The organism is Bacillus sp. JJ1566, assembly GCF_036962685.1.
Classification (GTDB): Bacteria; Bacillota; Bacilli; order Bacillales; family Bacillaceae_L; genus Ferdinandcohnia.
Genome location: NZ_JBALOP010000015.1, coordinates 100127 through 115643, shown reverse-complemented (window position 1 = coordinate 115643; position 15517 = coordinate 100127). Strand labels below are relative to the sequence as shown.

The window sequence follows — 15517 nt, the reverse complement described above, 5'->3', positions numbered from 1 at the left end:
TGATATATTACTCCCAGAAATCATTGAAAATAATGAGGTAACTCCAATAATTGGAATAGAAGAACCTGAGGCACATGTTTATCCTCATTCCCAGCGTGCAATATTTGAACAGTTAAGGAAAATTAAAGGACAAAAAATTGTTAGTACACATTCCCCATATATAGTAGACCAAGCAAACATTAGTGATTTTATTTTATTTAGAACTAATAATGGAGAAACTAAAGTTAAGCAAATCCCATTGTATAAGAAAGAATTACCCTTTGGTTTACCAGAAGAGGCTTACAAAAATAATTTATTCTTATCCCAAAGTGATCATCATTCTTTAAAGAGATATACTCAATTTAAAAATACTGAATTATTGTTCTCTTCTTTGTTACTATTATGTGAGGGGGATAGTGAGAAAATTTTCTTTGAAATGCTAGGGTTAAGGTACCTTGGTGCTTCATTAGGAAGATTGGGTGTATCTGTTATTTCATGCGAAGGAAAGAATTATAGTCCATTTTTAAAGATTGCGAGCGAAGAAGCATTTAGCTTACCGTGGCTAATCTTTTCTGATGGGGAAGAAGATACAGTTAGAGAGGTCAAAAGCTCAGTATTATCAAATGGCTTTACAAATGAACACATAAATAGCAATGTTTTATTTTTACCACAAGGAATGGATTTTGAGGAATATTGCATCAATACATTTGGAGAAGAAATCTTTTTGAAAATTATTGTTCAAAAATTTGGCGAAGGTAAATTTGAACATTATAAGGGGAATATTGAAAAGCAACACAACAATGAATACACCGTAAAAGAAATGATTAACAAATTTATTGACAGTCATGGGAAAACATTATTTTCTGAGTTTTTAGCCGAGTATATTTTGAATAACAATCTTGAACTACCTTCAGAAATAAAAGAACAATTTAAAAGAATTAGGGATATTTTAAAAATTAAGGAGGTGGATTAATGATTAATTTTACAGAGGGATTAAACAACCAGCAAAAAGAAGCAGTTCTAGATAACAGTGGCCCACTACTCGTTATTGCAGGACCAGGTTCTGGGAAAACACATATGTTAACGAGGCGGATTGCAAGAATTATATCAGAAACAAAGGAAGAAAAATTTAAACTATTAGCCCTTACTTTTACTACAAAGGCAGCAAATGAAATGAAAGAGAGAGTAGAACATCTCGTAGGGGAAGGCGTAAATAGATTATTTATAAGTACATTTCATGGTTTTTGTTTTGAAGTACTGAGGAAGTATGGAAGTTATATAGGTTTAAATAATGAGTTCACTATTTATGATCAGTCATCAGATACTAATAATTATGTGGAAATTTTAATAGAGGCAATACTGGAGGAACTTAAAAAAGAAGATACAACTACCTACCCTCTACTTTCGAAGTACTCTAACAGGCAGTTATTAAAGAATGACGCAACAAAATTATTAAATGGAATCTCAAGACTTAAGAACCAATTGAGAACTCCAAAGAATATGCCAGCCAATAGTAGAGTTTATGATGAATCCTTTCGTTTGGTCTACAGACTTTATGATGAAAAGTTAAGAGAAAATAATGCAATTGATTATGGAGATTTATTATTATTAACCTATCGTCTATTTACCGAAAAGCCATTTGTTGCAAAACAATATCGTAGGGTTTTTAAACATTTACTCATTGATGAAGCACAGGACACAAACAAAGCACAATTTGAACTCGTTAAGTCTTTTTGTGGTGATGATTATAAAAATTTATTTATTGTTGCTGATGAGGACCAACTTATCTATGAATGGAACGATGCAAGATTTGAATATTTATTAGAGTTTGTAAAAATTTACAGTGCAAAGACTATACAAATGTTTGAGAATTATCGTTGCCCAGAATCTGTACTAGCCATGGCAAATCAACTTATTAAATTAAATATGAATAGATTAGACTCTAAAAAAGATCTAAGAGCAAATAAATATGGTGAAAGAGAATCAATTGTACTTAATAAATATAGGTACCCTGAAGAAGAGAGTAAAGACATAACTAAAAAAATTCGTGAAATTAATGAATACAACAGTACATGTATTATTGCAAGAAATAGATTTGCTTTAAAACGAATAGAAAATGACCTGAAAAATATGGGAATACCTTATAATTATCCAAGTACAAGTGAACGTTTTCTTTCAAAAGAGGCAAAACTCACCATTGCAGTACTGCAGTCGGTCTTTAACGAGGAAGATAAAGTCTATATAAATATTCTTTGTGATTATTTTGTCTTGAATTCTGATGATTTATTCAATCTAAAAGATCAAACACGATTCACTAAATTTATTGAGGCTATACAAGAAAAAAAGCCAAAACTTTCGGAAACATTAAAAAAAGTATTAAATAGAAAGGCTTATTTTCTAGAATATATCGAAGAGATATTTATGGATTTAACAGGTATTGAAAGTTTAGAAGAGGAAAAGAACGAAGAAAATAATGCCCTTAAAAATGACTTAACTCATCTTCGCTCAATTATTCGCTTATACAAAAGAGAGAGAGAAGAATCTGAATGGAACCTTGGTGACTTCCTTAGTTATTTGGCACTTTCACCAAAAGGAAACCAAAATCAAGAGGGTGTAACTTTGCTTACTGGTCATGCGGCGAAGGGTCTGGAGTTTGATTATGTATTTATCGTTTCTCTTAATCAAGGGATTTTTCCCGACTTTCGTGCAATTGAGAAGTCCCGAACATTGGAAGAAGAAAGAAGGAATTTTTTTGTGGCAATAACACGAACAAAGAGTAAGTTATTTTTAAGTTATACTGAATTTAGCAAGACTCGATATGGATATATGAATCAAGAACCTTCTCAATTTTTAAGAGAGATTGGGTTAATCTAACATAAGTGCTTTTAGATTCCATATAATTGTTTTACTCCATAAATGAGAAAAAAGACGAAATATCAATCTTTCGTCTTTTGTTTTGCCTCTTAAATAACTACATTGACCCGTATCTTAAGCAAAGTATAACAAGTTACGAAATCTTTACGAGGTAACACTACTACATCAAAGTGTCTGCGATCACTACTCAAGCCACACGGAGGCGATCGCTAAATTGGTGTTAATATAGTATGGGATAATATATTTAATACTAGTCGAAGTGTTTTCGATTTTCGAGTTGGCGTTATTATTATAACCTAAATAAAATGTCAAAAAGACCCGAATTTGTAAAGCAAATTTTACGAATTCTGGGTCTTTTTCATGCCACCCTTGCTATTTCGGCTATTTTCTAATTCTCCATTCTTGCCAATTTTTATTTCATATAAACTTCCCTATTATCCCTTTTTGAAAAAGAAGTTTCAATCTTGTAACAAATAGTTATATGGTAAAATATACCTATATACATAGAAGATATATTTTTGAATAGGGAGGAGTTTTTTTGTGGGAAAAATATTGAAAAAAGATGAAGTTAAGGATTTGAATGAATTAATGAATAAGTGGAAACCACTAATTGATTATTTAGAAAGAAATCGGAAGGAACCTGATAAGGTATTGGATACATTAATACAGCTTGAAGATGTAGTTCAAATTTGGAATAGCAAAGAGGTAAGCCAACCTTTCGATCGTTCCGGTGAGGTTGAATTAAAGACATTAACCAAAAACAGGCCTTTTTCTTATAAAGGTTCGGTTAAAAAAGGGACCACTATTCTGTTTGGTCACAACAAATATGCTGTTATTACAGCTGAACAATATAAGGAATTAATAAATTATTTTAAAGGAAGAACCGTATCTATTGGAACTTCCTTTACTAATCCACCTAAAGATAGTATGGGGGCTTGGCTATTAGAACATGTATCTACTAGAGCGCTTGCTTCGTATGTGGCTCCCATTTTGATAGAAGAGGAATATGCAATGATAAAAGGAGATAGGAAACAAGAAATTGTATTTAAATAGTGATGGTGTGGTGATAAAAAATGACAACTGTACATATTAGGTGGCATGGGGCATACAGTCTTGATGATTTTTATAATAATGAATTAGCCCTTTATTCAGGAATTTATGCAATCTATAGAGTATACGGTGAAAAAGAAACATTGTTGTATATAGGAAAAACTAGTAGACCCTTTTCGCAAAGGTTAAGTGAGCATCATAAAGTTTGGCTAGGAAATGTAAAAGGGAAAATACAAGTTAGATTAGGGTTATTAGAATTCCCTGATGGTGAAAAATATTCGTCTAAGAAATTAGCTGATGTTGAATCATTATTGATATTGTGGCATTTACCGCAAGAAAATACCACATCTGCAAGTTATTATTGGGGAAGAGAGAATTTGGAAGTCATTAACTTTGGAAAAAGAGGCTTACTGGATAAGAGAATATCAACAAGCAATTTGGAATGGGCCTAAATTATTTCATATCATTGGTGATTGAAATAGTTGAAAAAAAGTTACAGGTATTTGTTTCTTCAATCTATTTAGACTTAAAGAATGAAAGACAAAAAGCTGTCGAGGGAATCCTAAGATCTAAGCATATACCTGTTGGAATACGCACTTGGGGTTAGGCCCTGCCTCTTAATTTCCGATGGGGAAAATAAATCCAAAGAAAGGCATCTGGTGGTCCGGGAAAATGTTATGATGCAGAAGCAATGGGTTGAATGCTTTTGCTACCTGTGTCGACAATTCCTGGGTATCAGCTGTCACTGTTAGGAGCACGCCGATCTCACAGTAATTTACACTTGAATAATAGTAATGATAACAATTAAAGGAACCGAACTCAGCGCATGAATCGTACACATTGGGGGAAGTTCCTTTTATTTTTCAAAAATTTTCCACGATAAGATTTTAAAACGGATGCCCCTTTTTTACCACCACCTTTCTATAACAACATTGAAAGGGTGGTGCTTTTTTATGAATTTAAAATCGGGCACAATTGATCAGTTTGAGGGCTATTCAAATTTTAGTAGTTTACAGGAATTCAACAGTCATATGGAGATGTGGATGCTTCAGTACAAGGATGATTTTTCAAAAGGTGAGCTTGTTGGGTTAAAACGCCTTGTTCGTTATTCAGCAAAAATCCCAGGCGTTTGCAATGCAAAGATTGGTACGATGCTGAAGTCCATCCATGAAGAATACAATGGACATGGTGTGTCTCGTTCTACTTTTAAACGGATGATTCAAAAAGCTGTGGCTTTAGGTATTTTTACAGTTTACGAAACGGAGCGTAAGAATGGCTCACAATCTAGCAATCTTTACGTGTTTAATCGTTTCCCCGAAATGAATTCAACTCATCATGAACCACCTAAAACGGAAATTTTGAACCACCCTAAAGAAACTAGTAATCCTTTTAAAACTAAAAAACATATAAAAGAACGTAAGGACGCTCCTCTCGATTTCACATTTACAAGTGATAAAGTTCCTGTATCCTTTGTAGAAGCTGTAAAACCATTTTTTCCTGAAGCAAAAATTATCGAGGAGTATTGGAAAATGGCAACCATTGTAGCTAGTAAAAACAACCGTGACGGGGAATGTGTAGATATGATTGAGCTATCGATCAAAGCGTTCAAACAAATGGTTATCAAGCTAAAAAGAAATATGGTTCATAATCCTTTTGCCTATTTTTATGGAGTGTTAACTAGAAAATTGCAAGAGTTATACGATCAGGAATTGGAGGAAGAAGAAGAGTATTTCGCGGAAAGTATTAGCAAGCAGCGAAAAGAAGCATCCAAAAAATCTGAGCTGTTTTCTTTGCTTCAAGAGGTATTGCCGCTTGCTTAGGTGAAATCTTGCGATGTAAATTAACATCGTTTACTTCTATACCATAATCAAGTATTTAATCAAAAAGAGAACGAAGGTCTAATTCATTCTTTTCTCAGATTTTTCTACCTTCTGAAATCGGAAATTATTATTTTAACTCCCGAAAAAACGTGAAAAAAATGCGGAGAAACAGGCCGGAAAATAGCCATATTTGAATCGGAAAAGGTCTAAAATTGGGGGGCAGTCGGAAATCTTTATTTTAACTCGAACCGAAGAATGTGTGTGTTTAGGGGGAGGTTTTCGGAAGGGGGTAGTTTGGGTATTCAGAAATAAATTACAAATGCAGTACAAACCAATTTAAAGCGTAACGATTAGGTGAAATTAAACCTAAAGTCAACAAGACCCCGAATTCGTGAAAAAACATTTCAACGAGCTCAGGGTTTTATGTCATCTTAATCAATTATCGTTTTACATAATCTATTAAAATAAATTTTCTCCATTATTTTCAATAATTTCTTTATAAGTTCCTAACCAATTTCAATTTCTGTGGTGCAGCACTGTTTTGGCGGATGGTTTGCGGGTGCTTTACTTCAAGAACTAGCTGCTAAATACGGCAGCCATTTTCTTGTTAACTAAAGAATGAAGGGTCTTAGAGATTAATCCCTAAGACCTTTTCTGACTTTGGTGTATTTGTTGTTCGGTCGGTTGGCTTTTATCAAAAATTAATTGGAAAACATAATTCAAAAATGAATAACCCAACGAAAATAAAAATAGATGAATTGGTTTAATTTTCTTTAGTTTATAGAGATTGATTTTTTCGAAAAATGTATTTAATGGATAAGCAAGTATCCAATCTAAAATTATATTAAGAAGAGTATATAACCAAAACCTCCCATAAGTTAAACGAAATACCCAAAGACTACCTATGAAATAAGGTCCAAAAGCAAATGCTAATCCATTATTGGCTATCGTTTTAATACCCCCCTTTGCTTTCCACCAGTTTCGAGGAGCACCCAATAGATATTCTGTTAAAATAATTATAGATGAAAAAAGTGTGACAGGTAGATATTTAAAAAACGACTTTTTGGGGAGAAAAAAAACAGTGCCCCATGATATTAAAATCAATCCTATACGAAAAAAGGCTTGCATTTTATCCCTCCCTAATTGCTTTTAGTTTCCTCAAAAAACCAAATTATTATTTTAAAAAATTAATCTGTTTTTAAGTTCCATTTGAATCTTGACCAGGATACTTACGGTCTTTCCTTTGAGTGTTAGGTTTTCTCATCATCAAAGCCAAAATGATAATAACGACCACAAGAATACCAATGATTAAAGTTGTCCATGGGAATGATTTAGGCGTAACCTCTACCTCTCCACGTTCTTCCATCTTTTCTTGAGTTTCTTTTATTTCCTCATTTTTAATGGTAAGGGACTGTTCATAGGTTTGAGAGTTTCCATTCACATCAAGTGCAAACGTGACTTGGTAATCACCACGCTCTAAAGTTTCTCCAGACCATCTTATCGGGTAATGAAAGGCTGTCATAGGAGCCATTTTAAATGATGGAATGTCTCCTGCAAGGGAAAACGAATCATCTTTACGCTTCGTAACCTTATATGTTCCAGTAATATTAGGCACGATTACAGGGTGAGAATTGTCAATAGGAACCATGATAGCCATTTCTTCGGGAGAGTATAACGGATCCTTTAGCGTTAGAGTCGGTGTTTCTTTATAATCAGTTACATCCACTTGTACTCCAAGATTAACTGCTTTATATTGATCAATTAATAGTTGGGAATTTTCTTCCTTTTGTGTTAATTCTTCTGTTCCTTGAAAGACCCGAAATTCCATACTACCAAGTAGAGTGCCGTTTATTTCAGGGGTTTTGATAGTAAACTCCACAACTTTTGATTCCAAAGGACCAACGGTTAATTCAGAATGGTTTGTGGCTGCCTTTGTTAATTGATAGGAGTCATTTGTGATTGAGGCTCCTTCTAAAATAGGTTCTTCTTGATATATAATGCCCTGATTTCCACTATAAGCATTCAAACTGCGAATAGTTACGTTTAAATCTTTTTCACTGTCGTTAATAACCCTTGCTTGTAACGTGATAGTCTCATTCGGCTTCCCCTTGAAGTGGTAATAACCTTGATTTCCAATTTGGGATTCAGGAAAAATAGGTTCCACCCGAAATTCAAAATCATTTCCTTCTGCATAAATCATAAAAGAAGGGAAAAATATGATTATTAGGGGAAACAATATCGAAGGGATTTTTCGGTATGTCATATAACCACTCCTATAAAAAAAGTCCCCCTTAGTATTGGAGGACTTTTAGAAAATTAACCGTTTATTAAGGAGCAGTGTTTAAAGTAACAGTTGCATCTGTTTTGTAAGTTTTTGCATAAGCATTAGCAGGAATTGTTAATTGTACACCTAATTTACCGAATGTGTATGATCCCATACCTCCATCTGCAGCAGCAGCTAAAAGTTTTACAGGGCTTCGAGTATCAAGTGCTGTTTCTAAACCAACAGGCGTGATTGTTGTTATATCAGAAGAAGTAGAATCTTTCTTTGAAATTGTAGGAACTGTTGATACTTTAAGAGAGTTTTTTTCAAGTGTTTTACCACCAGTTACATAAGCGTTAATATCATCAACTTCTGCAAATTGAGTTAGTGTTAGAGTAAGGCTCCACCCATTACCGGTTCCACGAGCATCAGTAATATCAGCAATTGCCCAGTCTGCATTTGAGATTACTTGCTTACCATTTAATGTTGCAGGTAAACCTTGAAATGTGATTGTTCCACCAGTTAACTCTCCACCTGAAACTGTTGAAGTTGTTGTTTCAGCAGCGAATGATTGTGTGTTAAATGCAGTTGCGGCGATACCGAAAGCCATAGCACTTACAATTATTTTTTTGAATAATGATTTATTCATTTTGTTTCCTCCCTTAGAATGATTGTTTGATTGATTTATAGAAACGAACTTGATTTTCTCCATAAAAAAAATCCCTCCAACACAAATTTTTTGTTTGAATCGGAAGAATATTGAATTTCAACTCATAGTGTGAGTATCATTCTCCATTCTTCAGCGGCCCAGCCACCATAGTGATTACCATCACAGTAGGTCTGTAGCTTTGCGTCCTAATTTTTCAACTAGTTTGCCTTTGTTGCAGAATGAGAACGATTTTTGACTCTTTATATCTTTGTATATTTGCGTCGTCTATCACTCTCTGAAACTCATATTACCTTGCTAATCAAAAAAAGGGTACACATCAAATATTTCCAATAATAAACCCACTATTAACCAACTGTGATTTTCTTCAAGGAAGTAAAATGAATTATTTAAAAGGGTAATAAAATTTTAATTTGCTTTTGTTGGAGTTAAGTATTAGTAGAAAAAAACCAATAGTCCATCTGTATTATCACTGCATTTTCTTTCAAACTATTTAATTTGGAAGACGATCTGTTGTTTATTAGGTTTCGTCACCAGAAAAGTAAGCTCCCCATCACATTGATGGGGCTTTATGTTCAAATTTATGGTCTTTCTTTTGATCTTTTTAGGTCTTCCCATCGGTACAACCTTTACTTACCCCGATCTCCCATTATCTTTTGGGTTTCTTATATTTCCTCATTTTTAATAGAAAGCGACTGTTCAAAGGTTTGAGTGTTTTCATCTGCATCGACTGTAAACGTGCCATCGTAACCAGTTTCTCCTGACTCAGTCATTAATTAATCTTGTTTGCAAAGTACTTGTCTTTATTACGACTATGCAAAAAAATTTAATGAATTAACAAATTAATATGTGATAAAAAAGCACAGAAGAAGGGAATTATTTAGATATTTAATAATACAAAATATTTTATGGTACTTCCTGGTATTTGGCTTACGTTGTTGAATATATAGTGCTTTTGTCTTAATCTTTATACTACTAATATATTATATATGGTTAATAAGTTCTATAACGATATAGGCAAACTTATCTAAAGGTAAGGACGCAAAGCCACGAGCCTAAAGCAACAATGCAATGGTAGTCGGGTTACCTAAAATAGTCGGAAGGAAAGGATAACTCCCGTTTTCGGTGCAGTTATCTTTTTTCTAATAAACATGGTTAAAATAACGGATAAACAAAATAGTAATGCCTATCTAGTATAACTACACTATCCTTCCTAGAAGAATATAGGACCCCCTTCCTATTAGGAAATAAGAACCCCTTCCTATATGAATAGGAATCAAAGGTGATTCTTTTTTTTGACAAATTACGGCAAAATTAGCATGTAAGCACCAATAGTAAGAAAGTCTTGTGTAAATTAGTACTTTTTATCATAAACAACATAGGGATATGATTATGAATTTCAATCTTATCTAAATGTTTGAGCAAAAACGTTTTTGAAATACAACATAGACACTAACGCATTTTAATAGTTTCGAATACAGTTTGTTACATAAAAATATGCCGTGATTTAAAGGGGGATACAAATGGCTAAATTATCTTTTTTTAAACAACTTACTATGTTTTCAAATGATGAAAAATTTTTATCTACGAAAAATACTGAAATTGGGAATGATTTATTTCTAATAAAAGAACTAATAGATAATCATCCACATGCAGTTTTAGCATTTGATGGGAATGGGAAACTATTGCACTTTAACCAGTCGGTAATTAAGGCATTCGGATATAGTGAAAAGGAATTACCGAGTAAGATACAACAGTATTTTTATAGTAATGACAAATATAAAAGAAAAAAATATTTTCAACTTGCATTACAGGGGAAACCACAAAATTATCAAACGGCTATCTCACAGGCAAATGGGAATTTAATTAATATCGATGTTAATCTAATACCAATCATCAGTGATCGGGAAACGGCAATTGTTTATGCGTTTGCAAGAGATATAACAAAGTACGTTGAACATGAAAAAGAATTGGTCAAAATCAAAAGTAGCCTTGAATTAGCGCAAAAAGTAGGTGCAATCGGAAGCTATGATTATGACATTATGGAGGATGAAGCATATTGGTCGAATCAGATGTATGTGCTATACGGAATTGAAAATATTGAGGTATTTGTACCAACATTTGATAGTATTACAGAACTTGCTCATCCCGATGATCGGGAAAAATTTAAAAAAGCTATTCTATCTGCTATTGAAGAAAGACGAAATTTTGGTTTTGAATTTAGAATTCTTCGTAAGGATGGGACAACGATTCATCTATATAACCAAGCGGATGTAATCTTAGACGAAAATAGGAAACCAGTTCGATTTATAGGTACTGTTCAAGATATCACCAAAAGAAAGGTGATAGAACTAAAGCTTAAAGAAAGTGAAAATCAGGTTGAACATATTTTTGATAATTTGGATGCAGGTATTTGGTCTTTTGACATAAAAAAAGGTGACTACAATTTGGTATCCAAGGGAGTTGAGGCGATTACAGGGTATTCTCCGTCTGACTTCGGGAATCAAATTACTTGGGATTCACTAATCCATCCGGATGATTATACTGAATTTCATAATATACAACATAAAAAATTAAAAGGTGAAAATCTCTATCATCAATACCGCATTATTCATAGAAATGGGGAGGTTGTGTGGGTTCAAGATCAAACACTTCCTGTCCTTAACAAAAATGGTGAAGTCATTAGGTTTGACGGTATTATTTCAAATATTACAGAACAGAAAGAATATGAAAAAAGAATTCAATATTTGGCTTTTCACGATTATTTAACAAAACTACCAAATAGAATGCTTTTTGAAAATAAAATAAATGAATTAATCACAGCTTCAGAACATGTTAAAAAACACGTTTCAATTCTTTATATAGATTTAGATCGTTTTCGAAATATAAATGAATCACTAGGGCACCAAATCGGGGACAAATTACTATACGAATTTAGTCAAAGAGTAAATATGTTATTAAACAAAAACTCATTATTTGCAAGACTAGGTGGAGATGAATTTGGTATTATCTTTTGGGATTACGAAGACTCAGACTACCCGATTAATGCCGCCAAATCTATCATTGACTGTCTAGACCTTCCATTTATTATTGAAGATTTCGAATTACTCATAACTACAAGTGTTGGGATAAGTACATTTCCCGAGAATGGAAAAACCATTGAGGAATTAATAAAAAATGCAGATGCAGCTTTGTATAGGGCAAAGGCAAACGGAAAAAATACGTATCAAATCTATTCCTCCTCGTTAAGTATTAATTCCTTCAAACAGTTTTATCTAGAACGGGATTTGAGAAAATCAATTGAGAACAATCAATTAGTTGTATATTTTCAACCAAGGGTTGATTCTAGCACAGGCAAAATTGTAAGTGCTGAAGCATTAGTACGATGGGAGCATCCGGTATGGGGACTTGTTTCCCCAGTTGAATTTATTCCACTTGCAGAAGAAACAGGTTTTATTAATGAAATTGGTGATTGGGTATTGGACCAAGTGTGTCAAAATATTTCAAAATGGAATCTGCAAAGTCTCGAAGTAGTGCCTATTTCAGTTAATATATCAGCGCAACGTTTTTTAAAAAGCGATTGGAAAGCAAAATTGAGTACTATTCTGGAAAGTAATAATACAGATCCCTCACTAATTGAACTTGAAATCACGGAAACAACCATGATTAAGCATGAGGATGCTGTTAAAGGTGCTTTACAATTTATTAAGAGTCTTGGAATTAAAGTTGCATTAGATGATTTTGGAACAGGATATTCCTCTATCACTTATTTAAAGGATTTACCAATTGATACAATCAAGATTGATCAATCTTTTACGAAACATATTGCAAAAACAAATAATGTGGAAACAATCATTAAATCACTTATATTTATGGCTAAAGGCTTAAATATGAATGTTGTGGCTGAAGGTGTGGAAACAATCGAGCAGTTAACTTTCTTGAGACAACAAGAATGTCATGAAATTCAAGGATATATTTTTAGCAAACCAGTTCCAGAGAAGACTTTTCAAAATTTATTAAAGAAAATGATTTTGAAGCCGACCTTTAATAGCAACACAGCAAAGTTCCCAAACAGAAGGCGATATTACAGGATTAATTTGTTATTTCCGCTTAGTTCACAAATGACACTCACCTCTATACTTGGAAAAAATGTTGAATTAGGAAGTACAGAAGTCTTAATTGAAGACGTAGGGCCAGGTGGGTTAAGATTTCTATCTACTATACATTTACCTGTACGTCCGGATATCACTTATCAATTCAAAACAAAGATCATGGGTGAGATGATTACTTTAAATGGATATGTAGTTTGGAAGGAAGAAGTTAGGGGTATATTCCAATATGGTCTTAAGTTAACAATTGATGAGAATCAAAGAGATCGGCTTGTTAAATTCCTTAATCAATTTTCCGCACAGTTAAGAAATAACCCATTTGTTCCGAATTGCAATTTCATCAAAGTGGAAAAAATTAATTATTTAATTAAAGTAGACACAAAGAAAATTACAAATGAACTAAACTAATTAATTTAAAGGTGGGGTGCCTAATAATGATAAAGGATAACTTTCAAACAAAAGAAACAAATCTTACAGTTGAAATTTTATATTTAAGACAAGTTTTAAGTGAAAGTTACGATTTAAATGCACTCCATAACTTAGATTATATTCAGTTAGTTAACAAGCTTGATTCCCTTTTAATAGAATACTATGAAGATATACTGCTTAACTTAATTACCATATCGAGAGAAAAGTTGCTAAAGATTTCGGAACAAAGAGGAATCAGACATCAAGAAACAATAAAGGAAAGTCAGAGACTTGATAAACTCATTATACAATATCAAAAACTTCAAAAACTCTACTTGTGAAAGGGGATGGCAAATTGAGAAAAACGGCATTGATTGCTGATGATTCCTTGTTTATGAGAAATTATTTAAAAAGTTTATTAGCTAGAGAAAACTATAAAGTCATCTCGGAAGCAAGTAATGGAGAAGAGGCAATCAATAAATATAAAAAATGCTTACCTGATATCGTTTTGATGGATATAACAATGCCTAAAGTTAACGGTATTGATGCCCTAATAGAAATAATAGCATTTGATCCAAATGCAACAGTCATTATGTGTTCTTCAATGGGACAAAAATCAATAATGATAGATGCGTTACGAAATGGAGCTACAGAATTTATCGTAAAACCTTACTTCAACAATCTTCAAAATATATTAAGGGAGGATAACTTTGGAACTTCTAAAATATAAAAGTCACCTGTTAAATAATATAAAAGAAACATTGTCCGAATGGTTTGGTTCAAGTGAGAGTAAAATAGTTACAAATGAAGAGGTATACCGCTTTATTCATTCCTTAAAAGGAACATCAGGGACACTTCAAATGGACCAGCTTATGTTGCTTGCGGAGAATCTATTAAATAAAATGGATCCCAAAAGGGAGACTGACTGGAATACCGACGAATTAAAAAGAATTTTATTGCCACTCATTGAGTTTACTTACGAATATGAAAATCAAGAGGAATTAATCCACCTGAAAAGTGAACCTATACATCTTGATTCACCCTTAATTCAAATTATAGATGATGACCCTTCAATGCTTATGATGTTAAAAGAGACGCTGGAAGAAAAAAATTGGATTGTGATGGCCTATTCCAACCCTCAACAAGCTGTTAAACAGTATTTTGAAATGCAACCTGATTGTTTAATTTTAGATCTTCAGTTACCTAATCAAAGTGGATTTGAAGTTCTGAAAGAAATTCAAGAATATAATGATAAATTTTTTGTTCCGACAATAATGATAAGTGTACAAAATGATAAACAAACAAGAATAGAAGCTTATCAAAAAGGAGCCGATGATTTTATTACGAAACCGATTGATCTTGAAGAATTTACCGTTAAGGTCAATCGTCATTTAGAAAGAAAGAAAATCTTTGAACAGTATGTGTTAATTGATGAATTGACTCAAGTGTATAATAGAAAATTCCTTAATGATAGCCTGCCTCGCTTTTTTCAGAATTTCAAAAGATCAAAAGAGCCCTTTTCTATTGGTATCATAGATATTGATCATTTCAAAAATATAAATGATACATACGGACATCTAATGGGTGACAAAGTACTACGGGATTTTGCTCAATATTTAAAAGAGAATATACGTAGTTTAGACATGTTATACCGTTATGGTGGTGAGGAATTCATCATTGTATTTCCCAATACCACGAGTGAAGACGCAACAAAAAGATTAATACAACTAAACAATGAGTTTTCTAAAACTGTTTTTACTTATGAAAATCAAAGCTTTTCCGTCACATTTTCTGCTGGAGTATTTATGGTTACGGATGAAACACTAGCAGGGAAAGAAGCAATCAAAGCGGCAGATCAATTATTATATGAAGCGAAAAGAAATGGTAGAGCAAGAGTTGAGTACTCGCAGATGTCAAATAACTATAAAAAAGAAACTCTCAATGTTTCCGTTGTTGATGATAATTTCATTATTCGAACATTGGTGGCTAGTGCATTAGAGTCATTAACATTTGAACATCTAGAATTAAATATCAAAGTGTTTGAAGATGGTCCATCCTTTTTAAATTCAACACATGCACATGAAGATGTGAATCATTTACTCATTCTAGACGGAGTTATGCCTAAAATGGATGGAATAGATGTTCTTAGAAACGTTAAGGGAGGAAAAAACTTTCTAAGATATCGAGTGATTATGCTTAGTGGTAGAAATAGTAAAGATGATGTAAAACAAGCTTTAATGCTCGGTGCAGATGACTATATAGTTAAACCACTTAACATGGCAGATTTCCAAGTAAGGATTAGAAAAATGTTAAATAGATTGAACTAGATTGCTAGACTTAGATTATT

Annotated in this window: 13 protein-coding genes and 2 riboswitches; of the genes, 10 read left to right on the top strand and 3 right to left on the bottom strand. The window is 32.9% G+C overall.

Features of this window, described 5'->3' with window-relative positions; genetic code table 11:
- From V7112_RS07875 to V7112_RS07850, 6 genes are all read left to right on the top strand, one after another.
- Positions 1-952: ATP-dependent nuclease (locus tag V7112_RS07875; protein WP_335417450.1), on the top strand; the 952-nt coding region annotated here is incomplete at its 5' end.
- Positions 952-2853 (top strand): ATP-dependent helicase, encoded by a 1902-nt coding sequence (locus V7112_RS07870; RefSeq protein ID WP_335417448.1) that lies wholly within the window; start codon positions 952-954, stop codon positions 2851-2853. The genes V7112_RS07875 and V7112_RS07870, both read left to right, overlap by 1 nt.
- Before the next feature lie 540 nt (positions 2854-3393).
- Positions 3394-3906, top strand: coding sequence for a hypothetical protein (locus tag V7112_RS07865; protein WP_335417445.1), 513 nt, complete (start codon positions 3394-3396; stop codon positions 3904-3906).
- Between the two features lie 20 nt (positions 3907-3926).
- Positions 3927-4355: a GIY-YIG nuclease family protein gene (locus V7112_RS07860; protein WP_335417443.1), complete on the top strand. Its 429-nt coding sequence runs from the start codon at positions 3927-3929 to the stop codon at positions 4353-4355.
- Positions 4346-4510 (top strand): DUF4062 domain-containing protein, encoded by a 165-nt coding sequence (locus V7112_RS07855; protein ID WP_335417442.1) that lies wholly within the window; start codon positions 4346-4348, stop codon positions 4508-4510. Before V7112_RS07860 ends, V7112_RS07855 begins: the two co-directional genes overlap by 10 nt.
- 346 nt (positions 4511-4856) lie before the next feature.
- A complete protein-coding gene (locus V7112_RS07850; protein ID WP_335417440.1) occupies positions 4857-5723 on the top strand; it encodes a hypothetical protein in 867 nt (288 codons plus the stop codon).
- 642 nt (positions 5724-6365) lie between these two features.
- Here the strand turns inward: V7112_RS07850 and V7112_RS07845 are convergent.
- The 3 genes from V7112_RS07845 to V7112_RS07835 form a co-directional block, all read right to left on the bottom strand.
- Complete coding sequence (locus tag V7112_RS07845) at positions 6366-6851, bottom strand: hypothetical protein (protein ID WP_335417438.1); 486 nt, start codon at positions 6849-6851, stop codon at positions 6366-6368.
- 70 nt (positions 6852-6921) lie between these two features.
- Entirely contained in the window at positions 6922-7986 is a 1065-nt protein-coding gene (locus V7112_RS07840) for a WxL protein host-binding domain-containing protein (RefSeq protein ID WP_335417437.1), read from the bottom strand.
- Positions 7987-8050: 64 nt separating this feature from the next.
- The gene (locus tag V7112_RS07835) at positions 8051-8635 is read right to left on the bottom strand and encodes a WxL domain-containing protein (protein ID WP_335417436.1); all 585 of its coding nucleotides are present in this window, start codon (positions 8633-8635) and stop codon (positions 8051-8053) included.
- 149 nt (positions 8636-8784) lie between these two features.
- Positions 8785-8873, bottom strand: a riboswitch (cyclic di-GMP riboswitch).
- A gap of 786 nt (positions 8874-9659) precedes the next feature.
- A riboswitch (cyclic di-GMP riboswitch) is annotated at positions 9660-9744 on the top strand.
- A gap of 432 nt (positions 9745-10176) precedes the next feature.
- Between V7112_RS07835 and V7112_RS07830 the strand changes: the two genes are divergently transcribed.
- From V7112_RS07830 to V7112_RS07815, 4 genes are read left to right on the top strand one after another with little or no spacing between them, the layout of a single operon-like run.
- On the top strand, positions 10177-13170 hold the full coding sequence (locus tag V7112_RS07830) for an EAL domain-containing protein (protein WP_335417435.1): 2994 nt from the start codon (positions 10177-10179) through the stop codon (positions 13168-13170).
- Between the two features lie 26 nt (positions 13171-13196).
- The gene (locus V7112_RS07825; protein WP_335417432.1) at positions 13197-13511 is read left to right on the top strand and encodes an aspartyl-phosphate phosphatase Spo0E family protein; all 315 of its coding nucleotides are present in this window, start codon (positions 13197-13199) and stop codon (positions 13509-13511) included.
- Between the two features lie 14 nt (positions 13512-13525).
- Positions 13526-13900: a response regulator gene (locus V7112_RS07820; RefSeq protein WP_335417431.1), complete on the top strand. Its 375-nt coding sequence runs from the start codon at positions 13526-13528 to the stop codon at positions 13898-13900.
- Positions 13881-15497, top strand: a complete 1617-nt coding sequence (locus V7112_RS07815) for a diguanylate cyclase (protein WP_335417430.1) — start codon at positions 13881-13883, stop codon at positions 15495-15497. The genes V7112_RS07820 and V7112_RS07815 overlap by 20 nt, the downstream gene beginning before the upstream one ends.
- Positions 15498-15517: the final 20 nt, after the last annotated feature.

What these genes read in the sequence shown, in the direction of transcription:
- V7112_RS07870 (WP_335417448.1), top strand. Translation starts at nt 952, where the DNA reads ATGATTAATTTTACAGAGGGATTAAACAACCAGCAAAAAGAAGCAGTT.
- V7112_RS07840 (WP_335417437.1), bottom strand. Translation starts at nt 7,986, where the DNA reads ATGACATACCGAAAAATCCCTTCGATATTGTTTCCCCTAATAATCATA.
- V7112_RS07855 (WP_335417442.1), top strand. Translation starts at nt 4,346, where the DNA reads ATGGGCCTAAATTATTTCATATCATTGGTGATTGAAATAGTTGAAAAA.
- V7112_RS07825 (WP_335417432.1), top strand. Translation starts at nt 13,197, where the DNA reads ATGATAAAGGATAACTTTCAAACAAAAGAAACAAATCTTACAGTTGAA.
- V7112_RS07850 (WP_335417440.1), top strand. Translation starts at nt 4,857, where the DNA reads ATGAATTTAAAATCGGGCACAATTGATCAGTTTGAGGGCTATTCAAAT.
- V7112_RS07860 (WP_335417443.1), top strand. Translation starts at nt 3,927, where the DNA reads ATGACAACTGTACATATTAGGTGGCATGGGGCATACAGTCTTGATGAT.
- V7112_RS07835 (WP_335417436.1), bottom strand. Translation starts at nt 8,635, where the DNA reads ATGAATAAATCATTATTCAAAAAAATAATTGTAAGTGCTATGGCTTTC.
- V7112_RS07830 (WP_335417435.1), top strand. Translation starts at nt 10,177, where the DNA reads ATGGCTAAATTATCTTTTTTTAAACAACTTACTATGTTTTCAAATGAT.
- V7112_RS07845 (WP_335417438.1), bottom strand. Translation starts at nt 6,851, where the DNA reads ATGCAAGCCTTTTTTCGTATAGGATTGATTTTAATATCATGGGGCACT.